General features: G+C 63.3%; 24 protein-coding genes, 1 tRNA gene and 1 pseudogene. 12 read left to right on the forward strand and 14 right to left on the reverse strand.

What is annotated here, in order from left to right; all coding sequences use genetic code 11:
* Positions 1-37: 37 nt before the first annotated feature.
* Positions 38-850: a 3-methyl-2-oxobutanoate hydroxymethyltransferase gene (gene panB / locus SIB46_RS05260; protein WP_413297474.1), complete on the forward strand. Its 813-nt coding sequence runs from the start codon at positions 38-40 to the stop codon at positions 848-850.
* Here panB and hemW read toward each other — a convergent pair.
* Positions 768-2006 (reverse strand): radical SAM family heme chaperone HemW, encoded by a 1239-nt coding sequence (gene hemW / locus SIB46_RS05265; RefSeq protein ID WP_413297475.1) that lies wholly within the window; start codon positions 2004-2006, stop codon positions 768-770. The two genes, panB and hemW, sit on opposite strands and share 83 nt — an antisense overlap.
* Positions 2007-2061: 55 nt before the next feature.
* On the opposite strand from hemW, the gene SIB46_RS05270 reads away from it, so the two are divergent.
* From SIB46_RS05270 to cbiB, 5 genes are read left to right on the forward strand one after another with little or no spacing between them, the layout of a single operon-like run.
* Positions 2062-3132, forward strand: a complete 1071-nt coding sequence (locus SIB46_RS05270; RefSeq protein WP_413297716.1) for a PIN/TRAM domain-containing protein — start codon at positions 2062-2064, stop codon at positions 3130-3132.
* Between the two features lie 24 nt (positions 3133-3156).
* The gene (locus tag SIB46_RS05275; protein ID WP_186549805.1) at positions 3157-3831 is read left to right on the forward strand and encodes an ATP-dependent Clp protease proteolytic subunit; all 675 of its coding nucleotides are present in this window, start codon (positions 3157-3159) and stop codon (positions 3829-3831) included.
* Between the two features lie 40 nt (positions 3832-3871).
* On the forward strand, positions 3872-4474 hold the full coding sequence (locus SIB46_RS05280; RefSeq protein ID WP_413297476.1) for an ATP-dependent Clp protease proteolytic subunit: 603 nt from the start codon (positions 3872-3874) through the stop codon (positions 4472-4474).
* Positions 4475-4519: 45 nt separating this feature from the next.
* Positions 4520-5515 carry a ketol-acid reductoisomerase gene (gene ilvC / locus SIB46_RS05285; protein ID WP_413297478.1) on the forward strand — a complete coding sequence of 332 codons (996 nt, stop codon included), beginning with the start codon at positions 4520-4522 and terminating at the stop codon, positions 5513-5515.
* A 14-nt stretch (positions 5516-5529) separates the two neighbouring features.
* Positions 5530-6465: an adenosylcobinamide-phosphate synthase CbiB gene (cbiB, locus tag SIB46_RS05290; protein WP_413297479.1), complete on the forward strand. Its 936-nt coding sequence runs from the start codon at positions 5530-5532 to the stop codon at positions 6463-6465.
* Here the strand turns inward: cbiB and SIB46_RS05295 are convergent.
* On the reverse strand, positions 6462-7157 hold the full coding sequence (locus tag SIB46_RS05295; protein ID WP_413297480.1) for a sugar transferase: 696 nt from the start codon (positions 7155-7157) through the stop codon (positions 6462-6464). The genes cbiB and SIB46_RS05295 overlap by 4 nt on opposite strands.
* A 64-nt stretch (positions 7158-7221) precedes the next feature.
* Positions 7222-8400, reverse strand: a complete 1179-nt coding sequence (locus tag SIB46_RS05300; RefSeq protein ID WP_413297481.1) for a glycosyltransferase — start codon at positions 8398-8400, stop codon at positions 7222-7224.
* A 91-nt stretch (positions 8401-8491) separates the two neighbouring features.
* Here SIB46_RS05300 and SIB46_RS05305 point away from each other — a divergent pair, with 91 nt between their 5' ends.
* On the forward strand, positions 8492-8734 hold the full coding sequence (locus SIB46_RS05305) for a hypothetical protein (protein WP_413297482.1): 243 nt from the start codon (positions 8492-8494) through the stop codon (positions 8732-8734).
* A gap of 13 nt (positions 8735-8747) precedes the next feature.
* On the opposite strand, the gene SIB46_RS05310 is transcribed toward SIB46_RS05305, so the two are convergent.
* The 6 genes and pseudogenes from SIB46_RS05310 to SIB46_RS05335 form a co-directional block, all read right to left on the reverse strand.
* Positions 8748-8832 (reverse strand) — tRNA-Ser (locus SIB46_RS05310).
* 35 nt (positions 8833-8867) lie between these two features.
* Positions 8868-9014: a DUF2256 domain-containing protein gene (locus tag SIB46_RS05315; protein ID WP_413297717.1), complete on the reverse strand. Its 147-nt coding sequence runs from the start codon at positions 9012-9014 to the stop codon at positions 8868-8870.
* Between the two features lie 470 nt (positions 9015-9484).
* Positions 9485-10714 (reverse strand): annotated as a pseudogene (locus tag SIB46_RS05320) (ComEC/Rec2 family competence protein); the annotation flags it as partial.
* A 48-nt stretch (positions 10715-10762) separates the two neighbouring features.
* A complete protein-coding gene (glyQ, locus tag SIB46_RS05325; protein ID WP_413297718.1) occupies positions 10763-11632 on the reverse strand; it encodes a glycine--tRNA ligase subunit alpha in 870 nt (289 codons plus the stop codon).
* 233 nt (positions 11633-11865) lie between these two features.
* A complete protein-coding gene (locus tag SIB46_RS05330) occupies positions 11866-12279 on the reverse strand; it encodes a hypothetical protein (RefSeq protein WP_413297483.1) in 414 nt (137 codons plus the stop codon).
* 95 nt (positions 12280-12374) lie between these two features.
* The gene (locus SIB46_RS05335; RefSeq protein WP_413297484.1) at positions 12375-13973 is read right to left on the reverse strand and encodes a multicopper oxidase family protein; all 1599 of its coding nucleotides are present in this window, start codon (positions 13971-13973) and stop codon (positions 12375-12377) included.
* 129 nt (positions 13974-14102) lie between these two features.
* On the opposite strand from SIB46_RS05335, the gene SIB46_RS05340 reads away from it, so the two are divergent.
* On the forward strand, positions 14103-15494 hold the full coding sequence (locus SIB46_RS05340; RefSeq protein ID WP_413297485.1) for a carbohydrate porin: 1392 nt from the start codon (positions 14103-14105) through the stop codon (positions 15492-15494).
* Between the two features lie 3 nt (positions 15495-15497).
* Here SIB46_RS05340 and ubiE read toward each other — a convergent pair whose 3' ends face one another.
* The 3 genes from ubiE to hisF are packed head-to-tail and all read right to left on the reverse strand — an operon-like array spanning position 15498 to position 17223.
* Entirely contained in the window at positions 15498-16190 is a 693-nt protein-coding gene (gene ubiE, locus SIB46_RS05345; protein WP_413297486.1) for a bifunctional demethylmenaquinone methyltransferase/2-methoxy-6-polyprenyl-1,4-benzoquinol methylase UbiE, read from the reverse strand.
* Entirely contained in the window at positions 16180-16404 is a 225-nt protein-coding gene (locus tag SIB46_RS05350) for a hypothetical protein (protein ID WP_043737807.1), read from the reverse strand. The genes ubiE and SIB46_RS05350 overlap by 11 nt, the downstream gene beginning before the upstream one ends.
* Positions 16405-16452: 48 nt before the next feature.
* Positions 16453-17223, reverse strand: coding sequence for an imidazole glycerol phosphate synthase subunit HisF (gene hisF, locus SIB46_RS05355; protein WP_413297487.1), 771 nt, complete (start codon positions 17221-17223; stop codon positions 16453-16455).
* Positions 17224-17294: 71 nt separating this feature from the next.
* Here hisF and SIB46_RS05360 point away from each other — a divergent pair, with 71 nt between their 5' ends.
* The 4 genes from SIB46_RS05360 to SIB46_RS05375 all read left to right on the forward strand — a co-directional run bounded on the left by SIB46_RS05360 (position 17295) and on the right by SIB46_RS05375 (position 21203).
* Entirely contained in the window at positions 17295-17507 is a 213-nt protein-coding gene (locus SIB46_RS05360) for a DUF2862 domain-containing protein (protein ID WP_011934996.1), read from the forward strand.
* 4 nt (positions 17508-17511) lie between these two features.
* Positions 17512-18465: a chlorophyll synthase ChlG gene (gene chlG, locus SIB46_RS05365; RefSeq protein ID WP_413297488.1), complete on the forward strand. Its 954-nt coding sequence runs from the start codon at positions 17512-17514 to the stop codon at positions 18463-18465.
* A 99-nt stretch (positions 18466-18564) separates the two neighbouring features.
* Positions 18565-20601, forward strand: a complete 2037-nt coding sequence (locus SIB46_RS05370) for a transglycosylase domain-containing protein (RefSeq protein WP_413297719.1) — start codon at positions 18565-18567, stop codon at positions 20599-20601.
* On the forward strand, positions 20598-21203 hold the full coding sequence (locus SIB46_RS05375; protein WP_413297489.1) for a DUF4079 domain-containing protein: 606 nt from the start codon (positions 20598-20600) through the stop codon (positions 21201-21203). The genes SIB46_RS05370 and SIB46_RS05375 overlap by 4 nt, the downstream gene beginning before the upstream one ends.
* On the opposite strand, the gene SIB46_RS05380 is transcribed toward SIB46_RS05375, so the two are convergent.
* Together SIB46_RS05380 and SIB46_RS05385 are read right to left on the reverse strand one after the other, a co-directional pair.
* The gene (locus SIB46_RS05380) at positions 21187-22551 is read right to left on the reverse strand and encodes a 16S rRNA (cytosine(967)-C(5))-methyltransferase (RefSeq protein ID WP_413297490.1); all 1365 of its coding nucleotides are present in this window, start codon (positions 22549-22551) and stop codon (positions 21187-21189) included. The two genes, SIB46_RS05375 and SIB46_RS05380, sit on opposite strands and share 17 nt — an antisense overlap.
* Positions 22481-22831: an MGMT family protein gene (locus SIB46_RS05385; protein WP_413297491.1), complete on the reverse strand. Its 351-nt coding sequence runs from the start codon at positions 22829-22831 to the stop codon at positions 22481-22483. Before SIB46_RS05385 ends, SIB46_RS05380 begins: the two co-directional genes overlap by 71 nt.
* Positions 22832-22836 lie beyond the last annotated feature (5 nt).

Consider the following 22836-nt stretch of genomic DNA (forward strand, 5'->3'; position numbering starts at 1 on the left):
GCCCTGATGTTAGCAATGGCTCACCCCTGGAGATGTCTTGAGCCTCACGCCCCGCCAACTCGGCGAGCAGCTGCGGCAACGCAAGCAACAGCGGCAACCGATTGCCGTGCTGACCGCCTGGGATGCCCTCAGCGCCAGCTGGGCTGAAGCAGCTGGGGTGGATCTCGTGCTGGTGGGCGATTCGCTAGCGATGGTGGCCCTTGGCCATGCCACCACCTTGCCGGTGACGCTTGAGGCGATGGTGCAGCACACCGCTGCGGTGGAGCGAGGCCTGCGGCACACCCCGATCGTCAGCGATCTGCCATTTTTGAGCTACCAGTGCGGCCCAGATCAAGCCGTGGCTGCCGCCGGCCGCTTTCTCAAGGAAACCGGCTGCGCCGGGGTGAAGTTGGAGGGCGGCGAGCCCGAAACCATCGCCGTGATCGACCGCCTCGTGCGCAGCGGCATCCCCGTGATGGGGCATCTGGGGCTCACGCCGCAATCGGTGCACCAACTGGGCTACCGGCGCCAAGCCACCGACCCGGTGGCGCAAGAGCGCCTGTGGCAACGGGCCATGGAACTGGAGCAAACCGGTTGCTTTGCCCTGGTGCTCGAGCACGTGCCGGCCGAGCTGGCCACGCGGCTCAGCGCTGAACTCAGCCTGCCGGTGATCGGCATTGGTGCCGGTGAGGGCTGCGACGGGCAAGTGCGCGTCAGCGCTGATCTGCTTGGGCTCACCCCGCAGCAGCCACCGTTTTCACCGGCATTGCTGGATGGCCGCGAGCTGTTCAGCCAAGCCTTACGCCAGTGGGTGCAGGGGGTTCAGAGCGCTCCAGTGCCGCCAGCAAATCACTCAGCACCGCATTGCTGAGGCTGAATCCCTCAGGGGCCAGCAAGCGCAAACGCTGGGCGCTGAGCTCCACCACACCGCGCTCAAGCCACCCAGCCAACGCGCGCTCGAGCCACGCGCGATCGAAGTCCCATAGCCCTGCTTGCTGGAGCCAGGCCAGATCCACCCCCTCACGGCGGCGCAGACCCACCAGCAAAAGATCCTCAACAGGCGGCCAGCAGGCCTCTGGGCCATCGCCTTGGCGGCCAGCTTGCGCTTTCACCCAGGCGCTGTAGGCATCGCGCGTGCGCGGACGCGCCAAGCGCTGTCCACCCAGACCAGCGGTGGCCCCGAGCCCCAAAGCCCACCAGTTCGCCCCACTCCAATAAACGCGGTTATGGCGGCTGACCTGCCCTGGCAGGGCCCAACTGCTGATCTCGTAATGGCCATACCCCGCCGCCTGCAGCCGCTGGTGGGTGTGTTGCAAGCGATCGGCGGCCTGATCGTCGTCGGGCAGCGGCAGCTCTCCGCGGCCTTGGCGCCAGGCAAACACCGTGCCGGGCTCCACGATCAGGTCGTAGATCGATACATGGGGAGGAGCCTGAGCCAAGGCCTGGCTGAGCTCCCAATCCCAGGCCTCAAGGCTCTGCTGCGGCAGGTTGACGATCAAATCCAGGCTCCAGCTCTGCAGCAGCGCCTGCTGCTGGGCCTGCCGCAACCAGCTGCAGGCTTCCCGCAGCTGGCTGGCGCGGTGACGGCGCCCCAACCGTTCCAGCACACCATCATCAAAGCTCTGCCCGCCGAGGCTTACGCGATTGATGCCCAGCGCCAGCACCGCCTCAAGGCGCTGGCGATCAAAGCTGGCCGGATCCATTTCCAAGGTGAGCTCAGCGCCAGGCGCCAAGCCCCAGTGGCGGCGAACCGCCGCCAACAGCTGCGCCAACTGATCAGCCGACAGCATCGATGGGGTGCCGCCACCGATGTAAACGGTCGAGAGGGGAGGGCCAGCGGGCGCCGCAGCCAGGTCGCGCAGCAGCCACTGGAGGTAATCAGCGATCGACTGGGAGCGGCTGCCATCGGCCTGATCACCCAGGGGAACCACCGGGAAATCGCAGTAAAAACAGCGCCGATGGCAAAAGGGGATATGGAGATACAGGCTCCGGGGCGGGCGCCGACCCGCGGGAAGCGGCACACTCATGGCAATCTCCCTGGCAAATTCGCGCAGATCGCGCTCGCCGCGTCCCTCCAGTCTGATTGTGGAAGCTCTGCTCCTGCTGCTGTTTGTGATCTCCGGGGCCGCCGCTGGCTTCCTCGGTGTGGATCTGCTGCCGCCGCGCATGTTGATCCAGGTCACCAACCTTGAGGGCTTGCAGTGGGTGATGGGGGGCTTTGGCGCCTTCTTTGGCCTGATTGCGGGCTTCCTGTTCCAGCGGCTGCGGGCCCAGCTGATGCGCCAGGTGCGCACCATGCCCACCGATTTGCTGATCAGCCGGGCAGTGGGGCTGATCTTGGGTCTGCTAGTGGCCAATCTGCTGCTGGCACCAATCCTGCTGCTGCCGTTGCCCTGGGAAGTGGGCTTTGTGAAGCCGCTAGCGGCGGTGCTCAGCAATGTCTTTTTTGGCGTCAGCGGTTACAACCTCGCCGAAGTGCATGGCCGCACACTGCTGCGGCTGTTCAACCCCAGCAGCACCGAAGCCTTGCTCGTGGCTGATGGGGTGCTCCAGCCCGCTAGCCCCAAGATCATCGACACCAGCTTGATCATTGATGGCCGCCTCAGGGGTCTGCTGGACAGCGAAATCCTCGAAGGGCAGGTGATCGTGGCCCAGTGCGTGATCGATGAGCTGCAGCAGCTGGCTGATTCGGGCAATAGCGACAAACGCAGCAAGGGCCGCCGCGGCCTCAAGTTGCTGGCTGCGCTGCGCGACAGCTACGGGCGCCGGCTGATCGTCAACAGCACCCGCTACGAAGGCGATGGCGTTGACGACAAGCTGCTCAAGCTCTGCAACGACACCGGCGGGCTGCTGCTCACCACCGACTACAACTTGGCCAAAGTGGCGCAGGTGCAAAACCTACGGGCGCTCAACCTCAGCGAGCTGGTGATCAGCCTTCGGCCGGAGGTGCAACCGGGCGACCTGCTCCAGCTCAAAATCGTGCGCGAGGGCAAAGAAGCCGACCAGGGCGTGGGTTACCTGGAAGACGGAACGATGGTGGTGGTGGAATCAGGCAGGGGCAGCATTGGCGAGCGGCGTGAGGTGACGGTGACCGGCGCCTTGCAGACACCGGCCGGCCGAATGGTTTTCGCCCGAACGGCAGATGCTCGCTAGGCTCAGCCGACCAATCTCCTCGCCATGGATATCCGATCGGTGTCGGCGCCCTACGGCGACTCAGGTGGAGCCAGCTTCCGCACCCCACCGCCGGACCTGCCCTCGCTGCTGCTGAAGGAGCGGATCGTTTACCTGGGGCTGCCCCTGTTCTCCGATGACGACGCCAAACGCCAGATGGGCGTGGATGTCACCGAGCTGATCATTGCCCAGCTGCTCTACCTGGAGTTTGACAACCCCGAGAAGCCAATCTTCTTCTACATCAACTCCACGGGTACCAGCTGGTATTCAGGCGATGCCATCGGCTTTGAAACCGAAGCCTTCGCCATCTGCGACACGATCCGATACGTGAAGCCACCGGTGCACACCATCTGCATCGGCCAGGCCATGGGCACCGCCGCGATGATCCTTTCGGCCGGCGCCAAGGGCCAACGGGCCTCACTCCCGAATGCCTCGATCGTGCTGCACCAGCCACGCAGCGGCGCCCGCGGTCAAGCCACCGATATCCAGATCCGCGCTCAAGAGGTGCTGCACAACAAGCGCACCATGCTGTCGATGCTCTCGGAGAACACCGGCCGCACCGTCGAGCAGCTGACCGCTGATTCCGATCGGATGACCTACCTCACCCCGGATCAAGCCATGGACTACGGCCTGATTGACCGGGTGCTGAGCAGCCGTAAGGAGCTGCCGGTCGCCGTCTGATCGTCCCCATTCATCTGTTCACCTCACCCGCGCATCAGCCATGCCTATCGGCACTCCTTCGGTTCCCTACCGCCTTCCCGGCAGCCAATACGAGCGCTGGGTTGATATCTACACGCGCCTTGGCGTTGAGCGCATCCTGTTCCTCGGCGGCGAAGTCAACGACGGTGTCGCCAATGCCCTGGTGGCCCAGATGCTGTATCTCGATTCAGAAGACAGCAGCAAGCCGATCTACCTGTACATCAATTCACCCGGTGGATCGGTGACAGCTGGCCTGGCGATCTACGACACGATCCAGTACATCAAGTCGGATGTGGTGACCATCTGTGTGGGTCTAGCCGCCTCGATGGGAGCCTTCCTGCTGGCCGCCGGCACCAAGGGCAAGCGGGTCGCTCTGCCCCACAGCCGGATCATGATTCACCAGCCCCTGGGCGGCACCGCCCAGCGCCAGGCGAGTGACATCGAAATCGAAGCGCGCGAAATCCTGCGCATGAAAGATCAGCTCAACAAGCAGCTGGCCGACATGAGCGGACAGACCATCGAGAAGATCACCAAGGACACCGACCGCGACTATTTCCTCAGCGCTGAGGATGCCAAGGCCTATGGCCTGATCGATCGCGTCATCAGCCATCCCAGCGAGGCCTAAGCAGACGTTTGGGTAGGCTCTCGGTTTGCCCTGCCTGAAGACCGGATGGCCACGCTGTATTACGACACCGACGCTGACCTGGGCCTGCTCAGCGGTAAGACCGTGGCGATCATTGGTTATGGCTCCCAAGGCCATGCCCACGCGCTGAACCTCAAAGACAGCGGCGTTGATGTGGTGGTGGGCCTTTATGAGGGCAGCCGCTCGGCTGACAAAGCCAAGGCTGATGGACTGGAAGTCCTGAGCGTTGCCGATGCAGCCGCCAAGGCCGACTGGATCATGGTGCTGCTACCCGATGAGTTCCAGAAAGAGGTTTACGACAAGGAAATCGCCCCGCATCTGAGCGCCGGCAAGGTGCTGAGCTTTGCCCACGGTTTCAACATCCGCTTCGGCCTGATCAAGCCTCCAGCCGATGTGGATGTGGTGATGATCGCCCCCAAGGGCCCTGGCCACACCGTGCGCTGGGAATACCAAAACGCCCAGGGCGTGCCGGCCCTGTTTGCCATTGAGCAAGACGCCAGCGGCAACGCCCGCGGCCTGGCCATGGCCTACGCCAAAGGCATTGGCGGCACCCGCGCCGGCATCCTCGAGACCAACTTCAAAGAAGAGACCGAAACCGACCTCTTTGGTGAGCAGGCCGTGCTCTGCGGCGGTCTCTCTGAGCTGGTCAAAGCAGGCTTTGAAACCCTGGTGGAAGCCGGTTATCAACCTGAGCTGGCCTACTTCGAGTGCCTGCATGAGGTGAAGCTGATCGTTGACCTGATGGTCAAAGGCGGTCTCTCAGCCATGCGCGATTCGATCTCCAACACAGCGGAATACGGCGACTACGTGAGTGGGCCTCGCCTGATCACGGCCGACACCAAGGCCGAAATGAAGCGCATCCTGGGTGACATCCAAGACGGCACCTTCGCCAAGAACTTCGTCGCTGAATGCGAAGCCGGCAAGCCGGAAATGAACAAGATCCGCGAACGCGACAGCGCCCACAAGATCGAAGAAGTGGGCAAGGGCCTGCGCGCCATGTTCAGCTGGCTCAAAGCAGCCTGAGCAGTTGGTGGCTGGTGGCCGCAGCCTGCGGCCTTGACCGACTCATCGGCGATCCGCGCTGGTGCCTGCATCCCGTGCAGGTGATGGGCGCGGTGATCACGCAATTGCGCCTCTGGGCGGAAGCCATTGGCGGCGATCGCCCCTGGGCGCTGCGGCTTGGGGGCGGGCTGATCACAGCTGTTCTGGTCGGCGGTAGTGCGGCCGCCGGCTGGGCCCTCGAGCAACTCAGCCTGCGATCTCCATGGGCCTTGCCCCTATTGGTGATTGCTTTGGCCAGCGCCTTGGCCGGACGCAGCCTGCGGCTGGCGGTGGAAGACGTGCTGACGCCCCTGAACAGCGCACCGCCTGATCTGGAGCAGGCCCGCCGCAAGTTGGGCTGGATTGTGGGGCGCGATGTGGAGGGCTTAGCGGCCCCCGAGCTGCTGCGGGCCCTGGCGGAAACAGCCTCCGAAAATGCCGTGGATGGGCTCTTTGCACCGCTGTTTTGGATGCTGATTGGCGCTGGGCTGTGGAGCCTCAATCCAGCGCTGCCTGGCCCCTTGGCCCTGGCTTGGGCGTTTAAAGCCAGCAGCACATTGGATTCGATGCTGGGCTACCGCCGCGGGCGGCTGCAATGGCTCGGCACCGCCGGTGCACGCTTGGATGATGCACTCACCTGGCTGCCCTGCCGGCTGCTGGCCGTCAGTTTGGGGCCATTGGGACCGGTTCTACGCGATGGCGCCAGTGATCCCTCCCCCAATGCTGGGGTCTCTCAAGCCGCCTATGCCCATGCCCTCGGCCTACAGCTCGGCGGGCTGAACCACTACGGAGGGATTGAGCGGGCCAAACCGCTACTAAATCCAGGCGGACGGGCCGCTGATCAGCATGGAATTGAAGCCATCCTCAAGGCCAGCCAACGCTGCGCCCTGTTGTGGCTCGCCGTCAGCTGCGTGGTGGCTCTGCTGGCTTAGTAAGCGCCCTTGTTGACCGGAAACAGCACCACCGACACCGTGCGCCAAAGGATGCGCAAATCAAGCCCAAGGCTGCGGCGGTTTACGTAGGTGAGGTCCAGCAGCACGCGGCGCTGATAGCTGACGTTGTTGCGTCCAGATACTTGCCACAGGCCCGTAAGGCCAGGGCGCACGCTCAGCACCTGCTCCATGGCCGGGCCGTAACGGGGAATTTCCTGTTCAACGATGGGACGCGGGCCCACCACACTCATCTCACCACGGAGGATGTTCCAGAACTGGGGCAACTCATCGAGACTGGTGAGCCGCAAAAACTGACCAATCGGTGTGATGCGGGGATCACGGCGCAGCTTGTGGTCTTTTTCAAACTCCGCCCGCAGCTGGGGGCAGGAATCCAGCAGCTCCTGCAAACGGCGATCCGCATCGAGCTCCATGGTGCGGAACTTGATGCAGCCAAAGCGCTGAAAACGGCGGCCAATGCGCTTTTGTACAAAAAAGACAGGGCCTGGCGAGGTGAGTTTCACCAGCAGGGCAACGGTGATGAGCACTGGGGAACCCAGGCTCAACATGGCCAGCGAAAATGCGATGTCGCCGCTGCGCTTGAGCGTGGCCAGCGGACGGATACGACGCTGCACAAAACCACCCAGCCCAAGGCGATCGCCCGTATTCAAAAGGCTGGAGGGTCTTGAAAGCATCGCGTAAGGAGACCTAAGGGCACGGTACGGACTGTCATATGACAATCCAACAAATCTGGATCACCTACCCCACAGGCACAGCGGAGTGGGAACCGATCCCGTGTTGGTTGACCCAATCAATGAGCAGCGAGCTTAAACGTTGCCGGAAGGATTCCTCAGAAAAGCCTTCGGCATGCAGACGCAGCCGTTCAGCCGGCAGCTGCCGCCACAGCCCATCGCTCTCAAAAGCCTCGAGCGCAGCTTTCACAGCGCTGAGCTGCTGCTCAGCAAACAGCAGCCCGGTGGCCTGAGCAGGCTCTTGGCTAAGGCAACGCACCGAATCCAGCAAGCCGCCGCGGCCCAAGCCCACCACTGGGGCCCCAGAGGCCATGGCCTCCACCGGAGCGATCCCGAAATCCTCCAAACCGGCATAGACGTAGGCGCGGCAGCGGGCCAACAGCTGCTCCACCTCCTGCGCTGAGGATCGGCCCAGAAACCGTGTTGAGGTGCCAGCCATGGCCTCCAGCCGCGAGCGTTCCGGCCCATCACCCACCACCACCAAGGGCAGATCCAGCTCCCGACAGGCCTGCACCACCAGATCCACGCGCTTGTAGGGAACCAAGCGGCAGACCGAGAGATAAAAGTCATCCCGAGGTTGCTGCCAATCAAAGCGCTCCACATCCACCGGGGGCGGCAACACCGTGGCGCTCCGGCCCCAGTAACGGGCAATGCGTTGGGCCGTAAAACGCGAATTAGCAATCAAACGATCCGGCCGGCTGGCGCTGAGCACATCCCACTGGCGCAACTGATGCAGCTGCAAGCGGATCCAAGGCCCCAGCGGACTTTGAGCCAAACGCGAGCGGCGCAGATAGGCATGCATCTGATCCCAGGCGTACCGCACGGGGGTGTGCACATAACTCACGTGCAACTGCTCAGGGGAAGTGAGCACGCCCTTGGCCACCAAATGGCTACTGCTCAAAACCAGCGGGTAGCCCGAGAGATCCAGCTGCTCAATCGCCAGGGGCAACAGCGGCAGATATTGCTGCACATGGCTGCGCCCCCAGGGCAACTGCTGGATGAACGAGGTTTGAATCCTGCGGCCCGATAGCCAGCTCTGCGGGCGCGAGCTCTCGCCATCCACCAAGGAAAACAGCTGCGGATCCAACAGCTGATCAAGTTGCTGCACCACCAACTCAGCCCCACCCACTGAGCGCGGGCTGAACCACTCATGCACCAAGGCAGTGGGGAAGGGGAACAGGGCCATGGCCGGAGCCTATCCGGGTTAGATACAAGTTCTGAAGCTTGCTTGCCGCCTCCAGAGCAGGCCAGCAGGCTGATGCCACGTTGTGGGGACGATGGCACTACGTTCGCTGCTGGAGGAATCGCTTCCGGAGTCGTTGTTTGGCAACACCGACCGCTTCTCCTGGCATGCCACCCCTGTAGGGATCGCGGCCCTCTGGACCGGAACGGTGGTGCCCACCAGCCCGCCGTTTGAGCAGGCCTTGGAAGAAGGCAAGACGGTGGGACTCGACCTCAGCCGTGAAGAACGGGAATTTCACCAGGTGCGCCAGGGCCTGGTGCTGCTGTTCCACAGCTAGAGCGCCAATACAACGGAGAGGGTGGGATTCGAACCCACGGAAGGTTGCCCTTCAAACGATTTCGAGTCGTTCGCTTTCGACCACTCAGCCACCTCTCCAAACAGGGCAGAACCCTGTAGGCGCAGGTTAGGGCCTAGGGGCTGCGGCGTTTGCTCTCGCGCCGGCAGCGCTCGGAGCAGTAGCGCACCTCCTCCCACACGGCCTTCCACTTTTTGCGCCACTGGAAAGGGCGGCCGCACTGGGCGCAGGTTTTGGTGGGCCGGCCTTCGTGGTGTGGCATCGGCCGCAGGCCGCAAGGGCGCCCATGTTGGCGCCCACGCCCTTGTTACCGAGGCAGTAGAAGCGGCGCCCCACTTGCAGCTGTGCCTCTCCAGGGCGATTGGGCGCACTGCGAAACACCAAACCAGGGCTGCTGAGCTCCCCGCGCGGCAGCAGATGCACCTGCGGGCTCAACCGCTGCCAACAGCTGGAATCAACAGCTGGAACTGGATCCAAGAGCACCACCCAATCCAAACGCGGCAACCCCAAGGCCTGGCGCAAGCGCTGGGCGCGGCGGCAACTGCTTGGAGCAGCTTGGCGGCTCACCAGAGCGCCGCGGCCGCCATGGCGCAATAGCACCAAATTTCCTTGGCCTGCTGGCAGCTCCAGCAGCTCATCAGCCACCAAACGCTGCCCTTGCCCAAGGCAACTGATCAGCACCAGCAAGGCGCCCCAGCGGCGCCAAGGGCCACTACATCCCAAAAGCCAAGGCAGGAGCCCCAGGCTCAACAGCAGCACCAACACCACCGGCGGTTGCCCCAAGGCCAGCTGGGCCAGCGGCAGAGCCGCCGCGCCCTGCACCACAAGCAGCAGCAGCTCAGCCGGCCAGTGCAACAGAGCAGTGATCAGCGGCAATAGCGAGGGAATGAGTTGAGCCGCCAGAGCCGCTGCCATGGCACCGGTGGTGAGCAGGGTGAGCAATGGCGCCGCCAGAAGATTGGCCGGCACGGCATAGAGCGGCAGCACACCGAAATGCAGCAGCTGCAGCGGCAAGGTCCACAGGCATGCGGCAATCGGAACCGCCAGGGCAGCCGGCAGGCGCTGCTGCAGCCGAGGCGCGGTGAGCACTAGGCCAGCGGTAGCCGCCGCACTGAACTGAAAGCCCAGATCAAGCAGCCAAGCGGGCTGCCACAACAACAACGCTAGCAAGCTCACCAGCAGCAGCCCCAAAGGCCGCGCCCGTTCCCCGGATTCACGGATCAGCAGCGCCATGGCCCCCATCAACACCGCCCGGAGCACCGATGGCAGCGGCCCTGCCAACAGCACAAACAGGCCCAATGCACCAGCTCCGGAGAGCACGCGTATCGACCGCGGTGCGCGGCGTGTGATGGCCAACACCACTCCCAGCAGCACCGAGAGATGAAATCCACTAGCCGCCAGGGCATGGCTGAGGCCAGCTGCGCGAAACGAGCTAGTGATCGCCTCAGGCAGAGGCGCCATGGCCCGGCCCATCACTAAGGCCGCCAACAGCGCTCCATGGCGAGGGCCGGCAGAGGCCTGCAACCGCGCGGCCAGGTGCTGCCGCCACTGCCATAACGGCTGCGTTTCGCGCTCCAGCAGCTCATAGCGCTGCACAGTCAGCGTGCTGAAGATGCCCTGCCTGGCCAGCTGCGCCGCATGATCACCTAGCAGAGGATGCACAGGCGGCCTGGGGAGGCGCACTGTGCCTTCAACCTGTAGGCGCCAACCGGGATCCAGCTGTTTGGGGCAGCGGCGAAACCACAGCTGGCTGCGCGCTTGATGGGCACCCTCGAGCTGCATCGCCGCGCTGCAGGCCCCTGAAGCCACACGGCGGGGTGGCCTCTGGATGCGCCCCGCCAACACGACGGATTGGGGAGCTAGATGAACCGGGTCAGTAGGTGTGGGCCTGGGCCAGCGCCACCAGCACCAGCCCACGGCCAGGGGCACCAGAAGCACGCCAACCGTCCAGCCCCGGGCCACCAGCGAATGTCAAGGCCAGCTCAGGGTTCCCCGGTTGGCCAGCAGGACTTAACCCTTCAGCAGGGGGAAACCAAGGGTTTCGCGTTCGGCCAGCCACGACTCGGCCACCTGTCGGGCCAAGGTGCGAATCCGGCCGATGGTGGCGGTGCGCTCGGTCACCGAGATCACCCCGCGGGCCTCCAGCAGGTTGAAGGTGTGGCTGCACTTGAGCACCCAATCCAGCGCGGGTGCCGCCAGGCCCTGCTCGCAGAGGTCTTTGGCTTCCGCCTCATAGATCTCAAAAAGCTTGAACAACCGCTCCGGGTTGGACGCTTCGAAGTTGTAGGTGCACTGGCCTTTTTCAAACGGCAGCCAGATATCGCCGTAGCTGCGCTGGCTATCCCACTGCAACTCCCACAGGCTCTCCACGTCTTGGAGATACATGGCCAAACGCTCGAGGCCATAAGTGATCTCAATCGATACCGGCTTGCAATCGATGCCGCCGCACTGCTGGAAGTAGGTGAACTGGGTCACCTCCATGCCATCAAGCCAGACCTCCCAGCCCACACCCCAGGCGCCAAGGGTGGGGGATTCCCAGTTGTCCTCAACAAAGCGGATGTCGTGATCAGCCGCCTTGATGCCCAGGGCTTCGAGGGAGCGCAAGTAGGTCTCCTGGATGCCATCGGGTGATGGCTTGATCAACACCTGGAACTGGAAATAGTGCTGGGCCCGGTTGGGGTTATCGCCGTAGCGGCCGTCAGTGGGCCGGCGGCAGGGCTCGGCATAGGCCACAGCCCAGGGCTCCGGGCCAATGGCGCGCAACACCGTGTGTGGGCTCATGGTGCCGGCACCTTTTTCGGTGTCGTAGGGCTGCAACACCAGGCATCCCTGATCCGCCCAGAAGCGCTGGAGGGTGGAAATGATGTCCTGAAACTGCACAGCAATCGGCATGGCCTGGGCAATTCTGCAGGCCGAAGATCAACTGCTGTTGCGAATCACTTGCAATTCAGCACACACCCCTGCTTGAGTTGCGAGACGTTCTCAATAAATCGGCATGCTTCGGCTCTTTGGAAACCGCGACGATCTGCTCTCAGCCCTGGCCTCCCAATGGGCTGACGAGCAGCTGCGTTTACCCAGCCCCGAGCAACGCCGGCCCCAACCCTTTCGCCCGACTAGGAAGCGGCCAAGCAGCGGTGCAAATGGGTAATGCGGTGGCTGCGCTCGCGCGACTCGGGGCAGTAATCCAGCATCCCTAACCAGTGGTTGCCATTGCGGCGCAACAACAGCACAGGCTTGGCGCTGCTGCCGTAGTGATCCAGCAGCAAGCTGCAGATCTGTTCAGCCAGATCGCCGCCATCTGGGCGCCGGCGCAACACGCTGTTGAAGGCCTCGATCTTGGCGAAGGGCACAAAGCGGATCGACTCGACCGGATCCGGCTCATTTGGCGGCGGAGCACCAGACTCCACAGACACCCCGTAGCGCGCTTCGGTCACCACGAGCAGGCCATTCATGGCCAAGGTCCGCTCCAGCAACTGCTGAATACGGGGCTCGATCTCGGGTAATGGAAACAGCAGCGGAGCCTCCACAGCCTCGACCTACTTCTTCAGATTTCCTTAATCTATTGCACCAGAGGCGCGCCAGCTGCTGAATCGCCTGGAGTGGAAGCCGAACGAAAAACCCCTCAGAAAGGCAAATATTCGTGGCCAAAGCCGGCTGGATCCCACCAGCTCAAATCCGCTGAGCGGTAAGCCACCACGTTGAACATGCCGCGCACGTGGTGGTAGCTGATGTGGCAGTGGAAGGCCCAGATCCCAGGGTTGTTGGCATCAAAGGCAATGCGGCAGCGGCCGCCTTTGGGCACATACACCGTGTCGCGCATCGGGCCGGCCACAGGCTCACCATCGATTTCGAGAATCTGGAATTCATGGCCATGCAGATGCATGGGATGGCCCATCGGCGTGGGGTTGCTGAACACCATCTCCACCCGCTGGCCCTCTTTCACCCAATAGGGGTCGCGGTAGGGATAAAAGCGATGGTTGAGGCCCCAGCGGTATTTGGGGGCAGGCCCGGTGAGGGCAACGGGAATCGTGTTGTCGGACGCACGCTCAGCCAGCGGCGTCTTGGCCCGCAATTGCCGGTCTTGGCTGAAATCCAATGAGCCGGTCCACTGATCAGTTTGCGGAGCCAAGGCAGGAGCCTTGAGCTTGCGGCTGCTGCGCAGCACCACCCCGCAGCGCAAATTGCTGCGTTCACCCAAGGCCAATAGAGGAAACACTCCTGGCACCTCGGGCATGGTCAGCCGCAGGGTGAGGCGCTGCGCTAAAGCCAGTTGAAACACCGAGCCGCGAATCGGCTCCACGGGATTGGCATCGGTGCGCAGCAGCTCGCCCTCAAGCGCACCGAGATCCAGGAAAAAGCTCATAAAGGCGCTGGCTGCAATCCAGCGAATCGCTACCGTCTCGCCCGGCTCGACATCAATAATTTCGGGGTCATCGAGGCTGCGCTCATTGGCCAGCAGCGCGTCGTAGACCACATCAGGGGCCATCATCAACACCCCTTGCTCTTGCTTCCAGCCAAAGCGTTGGCCCGCCGGATCCCATTGCTGGGTCAGCAGCAGGCGCGGCTCGTGCCAGGGGAAATCCGCCAAGCGTTGGGCCATGGCGGTGCCACCACCACGCTCACCAGCCACCACGTTGCTGAGGATCTGGCTGGCCGGGGTGAAGCTGAAATCCCGCAGCATCACGGTGATGGTGCGATCAGCCCAGTGCTCTTGCTCCGCATCAAGGATCACAAACGGCTCAGCCACGTAGCTCTGGGTCTGCAGGCCGTAGTGGGAATGCATCCAGAAGGTGCCGTTTTGCACCAGCGGGTAGTGGATGCGTTGGCGTTGCCCCGGCGGGATCGGCGGTTGGGTGACAAACGGCACCCCATCCATGGCGTTGGGAAGAATCAGGCCATGCCAGTGCACCGTGGTGGGTACCGGCAGCTGATTGATCAGCTCGAGATTGATGCCATCGGCTTGGGCGGTGGTGTAGCCCCGCTGGCCATTGAGCTGCCGGATGCAGCCCCGCTCAACGGTTTGCCCCAACACCGTGATCGGTGCCGTGGCGACCTCAAGCACCACCGTGGCGGCATTGCGGGGCCGCTGAAACGCCGGCTGAGCGATGAAGCGCTCCCAGGACCGCCGCGCTGATGCTTTGGCTTGCTGCAACAGCTCCAGGCTGGCGCCGCCGACCACAGCGCCAAGTACTCCTAATTGCAGAAAGGAACGACGCAGCACAAGCTTCGCGGCCAGTCCTCACCGCTCTAGTCACAGCAGCACAGTGGACGCTCCAACAGCTTTCGCCTTTCAGCATTGCTGCCTTCCAGACGCCCCTAATTTCTGGATCACGAGCAGGAGGCGGAAGCGATGGGGTTGCGCAGCCGCTGCTCTTTGGCGCTGTTCAGCGTGGCACTGCTGCTGGCCCCCACTCAGCTGCGCGCTGCACCAGCTGATCAGCCCAAGCAGCAAAAGCCGCTGAAGTTAATGGAGTCGCCGAGAGGCTTCCTGGAGGCTGCCAATTTCGGCGACATGCTGGGCCTGCCGGACTGGATGGCCATGAGCCTCAGCTTGGTGAGCCAACCGATGGGCAACGTCACCGGCTCCGAGCAGCGAACGTTCAGTTCGATCGACATGCAGGCCATTGATTTGAGCCTGAGCCGCGGCTTCAGCAAAGACGTTGCCGACATAGCGGAGTTCGATCGCTGGAGCGGACGCGCCAGCATCGCCAGTTACCTCGGACCGCCCCCCTACTTCAGCAGCGAAATTGGTGCCGCTTTCCCGTTGCAGTCGCTCGTCGACAGCCCAGGAATTAATGAGGGCATCTGGCTACAAGGGCTTTGGCTGCAACGCGACAGCGAAGAACTGACGTTGAAAGTTGGAAACAACCTCAGCCTCGATCCCCTACTGGAAACAGCGGCCTACAACTTCTATGTCAACTCGACGATCAACTCGACGCTGAATCTGAGCCTGCCGGGTTATCCGATTGCACCATCCACCTCCATGGGCGGTATCGCCTCCTGGCGAGCCAGCGATCGCCTCACGCTCAACTACGGCGCCTTTCAGCTCAGCAATCAACGCGCCGGCAACCAAGTGGGGCAATGGAAGGGATGGCGCTTCAACGTCAACCAGAGCGATGGGTTGTTGCAGGCCTTCAGCCTGAAGTGGGCCCTCAACAAGAAACAGCAAGGGCCTTTGCTGATTTGCATGAGCCAAAAGAATCCCGATGTGGTGGTGCGCCACCGCAAGGGCTGCCAAAAGCCGATGCAGCTGCAGAACGAGCTGCCCGATCCGGTGTTGCAGCTCGGCGTGGTTTCGGGGAGCTGGCGTTTCCCGCAACTCAACAACCCCAAGCGCTGGGAGAACCGCGCCAACACTGTCTTCACCAGCGCCACCGTGGCAGTGCCGTTTGCCCTGGGCCATGGCAGCCGCCTCTGGGGTAGTGCCGCAGTGGGCACAGAGCCAGCGATTAATGAAGTGCCCTTCTTTATCGAAGGGGGCTGGATCACCCAAGGCGTGATTCCACACCGCCCCTTGGACTCGGTTGTTCTCGGCGCGACCCGCAGCAGCTTTTCCCCCTATTCCCGCAGCAGCTCAGGCCAACGCCAGAGCTACGAAGGAATGATTGAGCTGGGCTACATCCTGCAACTCAGCCAAAAGCTGGTGCTGCAGCCCGGTATTCAAGTCATCGTCAACCCCGAGGGCACCGGCGATCAAGAGACTTTGGTGGTGCCGGGGATCCAAGTGAGCTTCAACTGGTGAGGCTCAGCAACGCAGTTCCAACAGGCCCATCAAGCCACCGGCGATGGGGCGGTGCTGCGCCCAGCTGAAACCAGCCGAGACCGCCAACTGCTCTTGCTCATCGCCAGTGGGGAACTCAGCAATGCTCGTCTCCAAGTAGGCGTATTGCTCCTTGAGCCCCAGCTGGCTCGCCACCGGCACCACCACCCGCCGTAAGGCCTGGGTCTGCAGCGCTAAGGCAGCCCCGCCGCCGCGATTGAAATCCAGCACCGCCGCGCGGCCATCACGCTGCAGCAAGCGCCTGAGTTCTCGCAAGCCCGCCGCCGGATCGGGGAGATTGCGCAGGCCATAGGCCATCACGGCGCCATCGAAACTTTCAGCCGCCCGAGGCACCGCCATGGCATCGGCTTGCAGCCACTGCACCGGCAACCACGGACAACGCGCATGGCGGCGGCGGGCCTGCTGCAACGGAGCTGCTGCTGCATCAACAGCCAACACAGCCCCCCCACGGCGCAACCGCTCGGCCAGCACCAGTGCCAAGTCGCCAGTGCCGCAGCAGAGATCCAGCCACTTCTCGCCAGCAACAGGCGCCAAGCGCTGCACCATTTCGCGCTTCCAGAGCCGGTGCAGCCCCAGGCTCAACAGATCATTGAGGCGGTCGTAGTGGGGAGCCACCGCATCAAAGAGCTGGCGCACCGCCTGGGCTTCAGCCGGCATGAAAAATGTGAACCAACGGCGCGTTGGGGCCCGTCAAGCTGATCACCATCACGGTGGAGAGGCCCACGGCAGCCGAGCACACCAAACAGCCGGCCAGCATCAACGAAAACTCATTGCTGTCACTGGCTGACTGCATCAGGTTCAAGGCCCAAGCCACCAAGGTGATCACCACGGCCACGAGCAATAAACCAATTAAGCCGGGTAACAGATCCAAGCCGCTGGACCCCATTCGGTAAGAAAAGCCACAGACAACTTAACGAACTCAAGCCATCACCAGCGGCCGCACAGGCACACCGCGACGCTGCAAATCGGCCTTGATCTGCTCCACCGTGAGCACACCGTCGTGCAGAAGCGACGCCAAAAGAGCAGCGGCGGCGCCAGTGGACTCCAGCACCTCAGCGATGTGATCCAGGCAGCCCGCACCACCGGAGGCGATCACCGGCACGCTCACCGCATCGGCAATGGCTGCTGTGAGTTCCAGGTCATACCCCTGTTGGGTCCCATCACCATCCATGGAAGTAAGCAGCAATTCACCTGCGCCGCACTCCACCACTTGCTGGGCCCACGCGATGGCGTCAAGGCCCGTATTCTCGCGGCCTCCTTTGACATACACATCCCAGCCACCGCCAGTGCGGCGGCGAGCATCGATGGCCACCACGATGCACTGGGCTCCAAACTGGCGGGCCCCGGCACGGATCAGCTCAGGATCTTTGACCGCCGAGGAATTGAGGCTGACCTTGTCGGCACCAGCGCGCAGCAGGGCGGTGATGCCATCGAGCGAGCGAATCCCACCACCAACGGTGAAAGGAATAAACAGCTGCGAAGCCGTGCGCTCCACCAGCTCCACCAGGGTTTCGCGGCCTTGGTGGGTGGCGGCGATATCGAGAAACACCAATTCATCGGCGCCCGCAGCGTCGTAGCGGCAGGCCAGTTCCACCGGATCGCCGGCATCGCGCAGGCCGACGAAATTCACCCCTTTCACCACGCGGCCGGCAGCCATGTCGAGGCAGGGAATGATCCGTTTAGCAACCACAGCAGCACCAGCAGCACAAAGGAACGAGATGGCGCTGGTAAGGTTGCCGCGAAACCCAGTCAGCACCGTCGATGTCCCAGCCTGCCATCAACGTGGGATCCAAGGTGAAAATCACCCGCGTGCGCGATCGCATCCCGGCAGATCTGGTGAAGCTGCTGCTCGGCAATTCCGAAGGCACCGTGACCGGCTTCAAGATGACCGACGGCAGCGGCGTTGGCGTCAAGGTGAAGCTGGAAGGAGGCCCGGAAACCTGGTTCTTCCAAGACGAAATCGCCCCAGCTTGAGCTTGTGAGCGACGCCCGTCAGCTGCTTGGCATGAAAGGTGCCAGCGGCACCTCCAGCATCTGGAAGCTGCGCTTGCAGCTGATGAAACCGGTCACCTGGATCCCCCTGATTTGGGGGGTGCTGTGTGGCGCGGCCGCCAGCGGCAACTTCCACTGGCAAACCAGTGATGTTCTGGCGTCGTTGGCCTGCATGTTGATGAGCGGCCCGCTGCTGGCGGGCTTCACCCAAACCATCAACGACTACTACGACCGCGAGATCGACGCGATCAATGAGCCCTACCGGCCAATCCCCTCTGGGGCGATCCCTCTGTGGCAGGTGAAGGTTCAGATCTGGGTGCTGCTGATCGCCGGCATCGCCGTGTCTTACGGGCTCGATCTCTGGGCTGGTCACAGCACCCCTGTGCTGCTGCTGCTGGCCTTGGGCGGCTCCTTTGTGAGCTTCATCTACTCCGCCCCGCCGCTGAAGCTCAAACAAAACGGCTGGCTCGGCAACTACGCCCTGGGCGCCAGCTACATCGCCCTGCCCTGGTGGGCCGGGCAGGCTCTCTTTGGCCAGCTCAGCTGGGGCATCGTGGCGCTCACCTTGGCCTACAGCCTGGCGGGCCTTGGCATTGCCGTGGTCAACGATTTCAAAAGCGTGGAGGGCGACCGCGAGCTGGGGCTGCAATCGCTGCCGGTGGTGTTTGGCATCGAGCGGGCCAGCTGGATCAGCGCCGGGATGATCGATGTGTTCCAGATCGCCATGGTGGTGGCCCTGGTGCTGCTGGGTCAGCACTTTGCGGCTGTGCTGCTGACGCTGCTGATCATTCCCCAGATCACCTTCCAAGACATCTGGCTGCTGCGCGATCCAGTGGCTTTTGACGTGAAGTACCAAGCCAGCGCCCAACCGTTTTTGGTGATCGGCATGCTGGTCACCGCACTGGCCCTGGGCCACAGCGGCTTCAGCAGTGCCGGTTAGGTTTTCTCAACTCTGTTTTTCTCTGGGACACGCCCATTGGCCCGAACCCCTGAGCTGAACAATGAACCCAAAGGCAAGGGGGCAGCTCCGCGGCGGCCGGTGACGATCCCGCGCCGGCGGCGCTTGATCCTGGCAGGCGTGGTAGCTGCTGCTGCAGGCACCACGGCGGCATTTGGCAGCTCCGCTGTGCTGAAGCAGATCGATGGCCTGCTGCCCGACGCCCGCGGCATCAGTGCCTTTAGCCGCCCCGGCACGGTGACGATCTTGTCTGCCGATGGGGAGGTGCTGCAAAAGCTGGGGCCCGCCTCCAGGGAGAAATTGGCCGTTGGCCAAATGCCTGAGCTGGTGAAGGAAGCCTTCATCGCCGCAGAAGATCGCCGCTTCTACCAGCACAACGGCGTGGATGTGGTGGGCATCAGCCGGGCTGTGGTCACCAACCTGCAGAGCGGCTCGGTCAAGCAGGGCGCCAGCACCATCACCCAGCAGCTGGCTCGGGTGGTGTTCCTCAACCAGGATCAAACCCTGATCCGCAAGGTCAAAGAAGCCGCTTTGGCCTTGAAGCTCGAGCGTCAGCTCAGCAAAGAGCAGATCCTCAACCAATACCTCAACAATGTTTATCTGGGCTCCAGCGCCTACGGCGTGGCGGATGCCGCCTGGATCTACTACTCCAAAACGGTTGATCAGCTGAACCTGCCGGAGGCGGCACTGATCGCGGGATTACCGCCGGCGCCGTCGGCCTATTCACCGCTGGTGAATCCCGATCTGGCCATCCAGCAGCGCAACAGCGTGCTGCGCAAGATGCTGGAGGCCGGTTTCATCACCCCGACCGAAGAACAGGAAGCGCGCCAAGCCAAGCTCTGGCTCAAGCCAGCGCTGCCCAAGTTCTGGAACAGCACCGCCCCCTATTTCACCAGTTGGGTGGCCCAGGAGCTGCCGCGGGTGCTGAGCCCTGAGCAATTGGAAGTGGGCGGGCTCACGATCCGCAGCAGCCTCAATGCCGGTTGGCAAAAGCAAGCCAAAAAGGTGATCGCCAATAACACCTGGGGCGGCCAGCAGGGAGCCTTGGTGTCGCTGGAGCCCGGCACCGGCCTGGTGCGCGCCATGGTGGGGGGCACCAACTTCAACAAGAGCCAGTTCAACCGCGCCACCCAGGCCCTGCGCTCACCAGGCTCCACCTTCAAGCTGTTCGACTACACCGCTGCAGTGAAGGCCGGCGTCAAGCCAGAAGACATCTTCATCGATAAAAAGCAGTGTTGGGGCGGCTACTGCCCGAAGAACTTCGGCAACAAGTATTTCGGCAAGGTGAGCCTGGCCGATGCGCTCAAGAACTCGCTCAACACCGTGGCGGTGCAGCTGCTCGACAAGGTGGGCTTCGATGCGGTGATCAGCACCGCCCGCTCTTTGGGCATCAGCCGCCCCTTGGGCCGCTACTACCCCTTGGCCATTGGCGCCTATGAGCAAACCGTGCTGGAGATGGCCAGCGCCTATGCCGCCATCACCAACCGCGGCGTGTATGTGCCGCCCACACCATTCATGAGCATCAGCGGCTCCGATGGCCGGGTGATCTGGAGCCGCCAGAGCAATGGCTCACGCACCAAACGCGCGGTGGATAGCGACACCGCAGATGCCATGAGCTGGATGCTGCAACGGGTGGTGAGCGGCGGCACCGGTGTGGCCGCCAAGCTGGAAGACCGCCCAGTGGCTGGCAAAACCGGCACCTCAGAAGGGGGCCGCGATCTGTGGTTCATTGGCTCGATTCCGCAGCTCACGACAGCTGTTTGGCTCGGCTACGACGACAACCGGGAGCAAAAAGGCTCCAGTGGCGATGCCGCCTGGGCCTGGCGCCAGTACATGATCCCGGTGGTGAAGGACATGCCGGTGCAGCAGTTCCCGCCCAAGCCGGTGCTAACCCGCAGCTTCAAAGCGCCCGCTGGCGCCTTCCTGCCTCCGGATCCTGAGGCGATCAAGAATTTCGAAGACCTTGATGCCCCACCACCGCTCGATGACGGCTTTGGCAACGATCCAGCTGAAGCGCCAGCACCTGATGTGGTGCCGATGCCGCTCACCCCTGGACCCACCGTGGAGCTGGCCCCAGGACTTGAGATCATCGAACCAACAGTGAATCCCTTCGAGTGAGTCAACTAACGGCCCTGGAGTGGCTGGCTCTGCTGCATCCGGTGCTGGCGATCCTGTTTGTGTATCCCGTGGCAGGAGCCACGATTCGGCTAGGGATCTTGGCGCGTGAAAAGCGCACCGACTACAACCCTGCCCTGCCTGACACCGTGCCAACCGAGCACTGGGAGCACGGCCGCTGGCTGGTGAGCAGCGCCGTGGTGATCACGTTGTGGTCGTATCTGGTGATCGCCTGGCGCAATGGCCTGGGGCTCAACCCGGTGCTTTGGGCTGCCGGCCTAGGCACCTTGGCCGCCCTGCTGGCCCTGTGGCGCGTGAGCACCGACACGCTCAAAGCCAGCTTCACGCTGCTGTGTTGGGGCGGCTTGATTGGCCTGGGCACCCAACTCCCCATCGGCGAGCTGCCCTTTTGGAGCTCCCACTTCTGGTCGGGGGTGTTGCTGATTGGCCTGCTGCTGTTTTCCCTGGCCGCCCGCAGCGGGATTGCCTCAACCACCCAACTGCGGCGGCTGCATGTCAGCGCCATGGTCCTGGGGGCGGTGCTATTTGCCGTGGTGGGGATCACCGGCTGCCGCGACCTGATTCAGTTCACTGCTGGCGGCTGAGCACTGCAGCAAAGAAGCCATCACCGCCTTGGCTATCGGGCCACAACTGCAGGGGCTCTGCCACCAGCTGCCAATCGGGGTTCTCCTCCACAAACGCCTCCACCACGCCTGTGTTCTCAGCGGGGTGCACGGTGCAGGTGGCATAGACCAGCCGGCCATCGGGCTTGAGTAGCCGCGCACCTTGCTCAAGCAATTGGTGCTGCAGGCCCACCAACTCCTCAATGCCATCGCGCTTGAGATTCCAGCGGGCATCCACATGGCGAGCCAAGGTGCCCAGCCCTGAGCAGGGCACATCGAGCAGCACCCGATCAAAGCTCTCGGCCTCCCAATCGGTGAGGTCGGTGGCATCAGCGGCTTCGGTGCGAATGCAGCTCAAGCCCAAGCGCTCGGCATTGGCGCTCACCTGCTGCAGCCGCCTTGGCGCCACATCCAGCGCCACCACCTCGCCTTGATCACCCATCAACTCAGCGATGTGGGTGGTTTTCCCGCCAGGGGCCGCGCAGGCATCGAGCACCCGCTGACCAGGCTGAGGATCTAAGAGCGGCGCAATGCGCTGGGCGGCGCGATCTTGCACGCACCAATGGCCTTCGCTGAAGCCAGCCAACTGCGGCAACGGGCCCGGGCGGCTGGTGAGGGTGAGCCCATCGGGCAGCTCATCTAGGGCTGCCGCTGGCAGCTTTTCAAGCAACGCTTCCCGGCTGCTGCGCAAGCGATTGCAACGCAAATCAATCGGCGGAATGCGATTGCTCGCAGCCGCTAAAGCCTCAGTGCGCTCAGGGCCGATCTGGCCCCACAGCTCAGCCACGAGCCAATCGGGCAGCGAGTGCTCCAGGGCGCAGCGCTGCTTGGGATTACTGGACAGCGGCAGGGTCTCACCGGCCTCCAGCGCCCGCACCGCCGCGCGCAACACTCCATTCACCACTGGAGCCAAGCGCTGCAGCCGTTCGCGTTTGGCCAGCTCCACCGCAGTGCTCACCGCCGCTGAGGCCGGGACCCGGTCCATGGACAACAGCTGCTGCAGGCCGATGTGCAGCAGCCAGCGCAGCCGGGGCGGTTGCTTGGCGGCCGGCACTTTGCCCAGCCGGTCGAGCCAAGCATCGAGGCGGCGGCGCTGACGAATGGCGCCATAGGCCAGCTCAGTAGCCAGCCCACGATCGCGGGGGCTGAGCTTGCTGCGCTTGAGCTCGCGCTCGAGGGCCAAATCGGCATAAGCCCCATCCCCCACCGCCTCCAAGACGCGCCAGGCCACCAGGCGCGGCGGCAAGCCAACAGCGGAATCAGGACTCAAAAGGGGTGGGTAGCTCCGGTGTCCACAGATAGCGCCGCAAGGGCAGCACCCCCAGCTCATTCACCGGGATGCCTTCCTCGATCAACAGCTGCCGCTGGATCCAATCGCTGCCTTCCCGGGCCGGCGAAAAGCTGATGCGGCCCTTGGCATTCACCACCCGCTGCCAGGGAACCTCACTGGGAAGTTGCAGCCGCCGCAGGGCCCAGCCCACCTGGCGCGCGCAGCCCCAGCAGCCCAACAGCTCCGCGATCTGGCCGTAGGTGGCCAGGCGGCCAGACGGAATCTGCGCCACGAGGGCATACACCCGTTGATCAAAGTTGGGCGCTGCAGGCTGGGCCAAGGGTT

Origin of the sequence: Synechococcus sp. MIT S9452 (genome assembly GCF_047304245.1) — a bacterium.
GTDB lineage: Bacteria > Cyanobacteriota > Cyanobacteriia > PCC-6307 > Cyanobiaceae > RCC307.

Bases quoted from the DNA above. Each gene is read 5' to 3' on its own strand.
- ubiE (WP_413297486.1), bottom strand. From the start codon at position 16,190: ATGCCGGCTGAAGCCCAGGCGGTGCGCCAGCTCTTTGATGCGGTGGCT.
- SIB46_RS05340 (WP_413297485.1), top strand. From the start codon at position 14,103: ATGGGGTTGCGCAGCCGCTGCTCTTTGGCGCTGTTCAGCGTGGCACTG.
- SIB46_RS05275 (WP_186549805.1), top strand. From the start codon at position 3,157: ATGGATATCCGATCGGTGTCGGCGCCCTACGGCGACTCAGGTGGAGCC.
- ilvC (WP_413297478.1), top strand. From the start codon at position 4,520: ATGGCCACGCTGTATTACGACACCGACGCTGACCTGGGCCTGCTCAGC.
- SIB46_RS05315 (WP_413297717.1), bottom strand. From the start codon at position 9,014: ATGCCACACCACGAAGGCCGGCCCACCAAAACCTGCGCCCAGTGCGGC.
- hemW (WP_413297475.1), bottom strand. From the start codon at position 2,006: ATGAGTGTGCCGCTTCCCGCGGGTCGGCGCCCGCCCCGGAGCCTGTAT.
- SIB46_RS05280 (WP_413297476.1), top strand. From the start codon at position 3,872: ATGCCTATCGGCACTCCTTCGGTTCCCTACCGCCTTCCCGGCAGCCAA.
- SIB46_RS05305 (WP_413297482.1), top strand. From the start codon at position 8,492: ATGGCACTACGTTCGCTGCTGGAGGAATCGCTTCCGGAGTCGTTGTTT.
- SIB46_RS05295 (WP_413297480.1), bottom strand. From the start codon at position 7,157: ATGCTTTCAAGACCCTCCAGCCTTTTGAATACGGGCGATCGCCTTGGG.
- SIB46_RS05360 (WP_011934996.1), top strand. From the start codon at position 17,295: ATGTCCCAGCCTGCCATCAACGTGGGATCCAAGGTGAAAATCACCCGC.
- SIB46_RS05300 (WP_413297481.1), bottom strand. From the start codon at position 8,400: ATGGCCCTGTTCCCCTTCCCCACTGCCTTGGTGCATGAGTGGTTCAGC.
- SIB46_RS05380 (WP_413297490.1), bottom strand. From the start codon at position 22,551: ATGAGCTGGGGGTGCTGCCCTTGCGGCGCTATCTGTGGACACCGGAGC.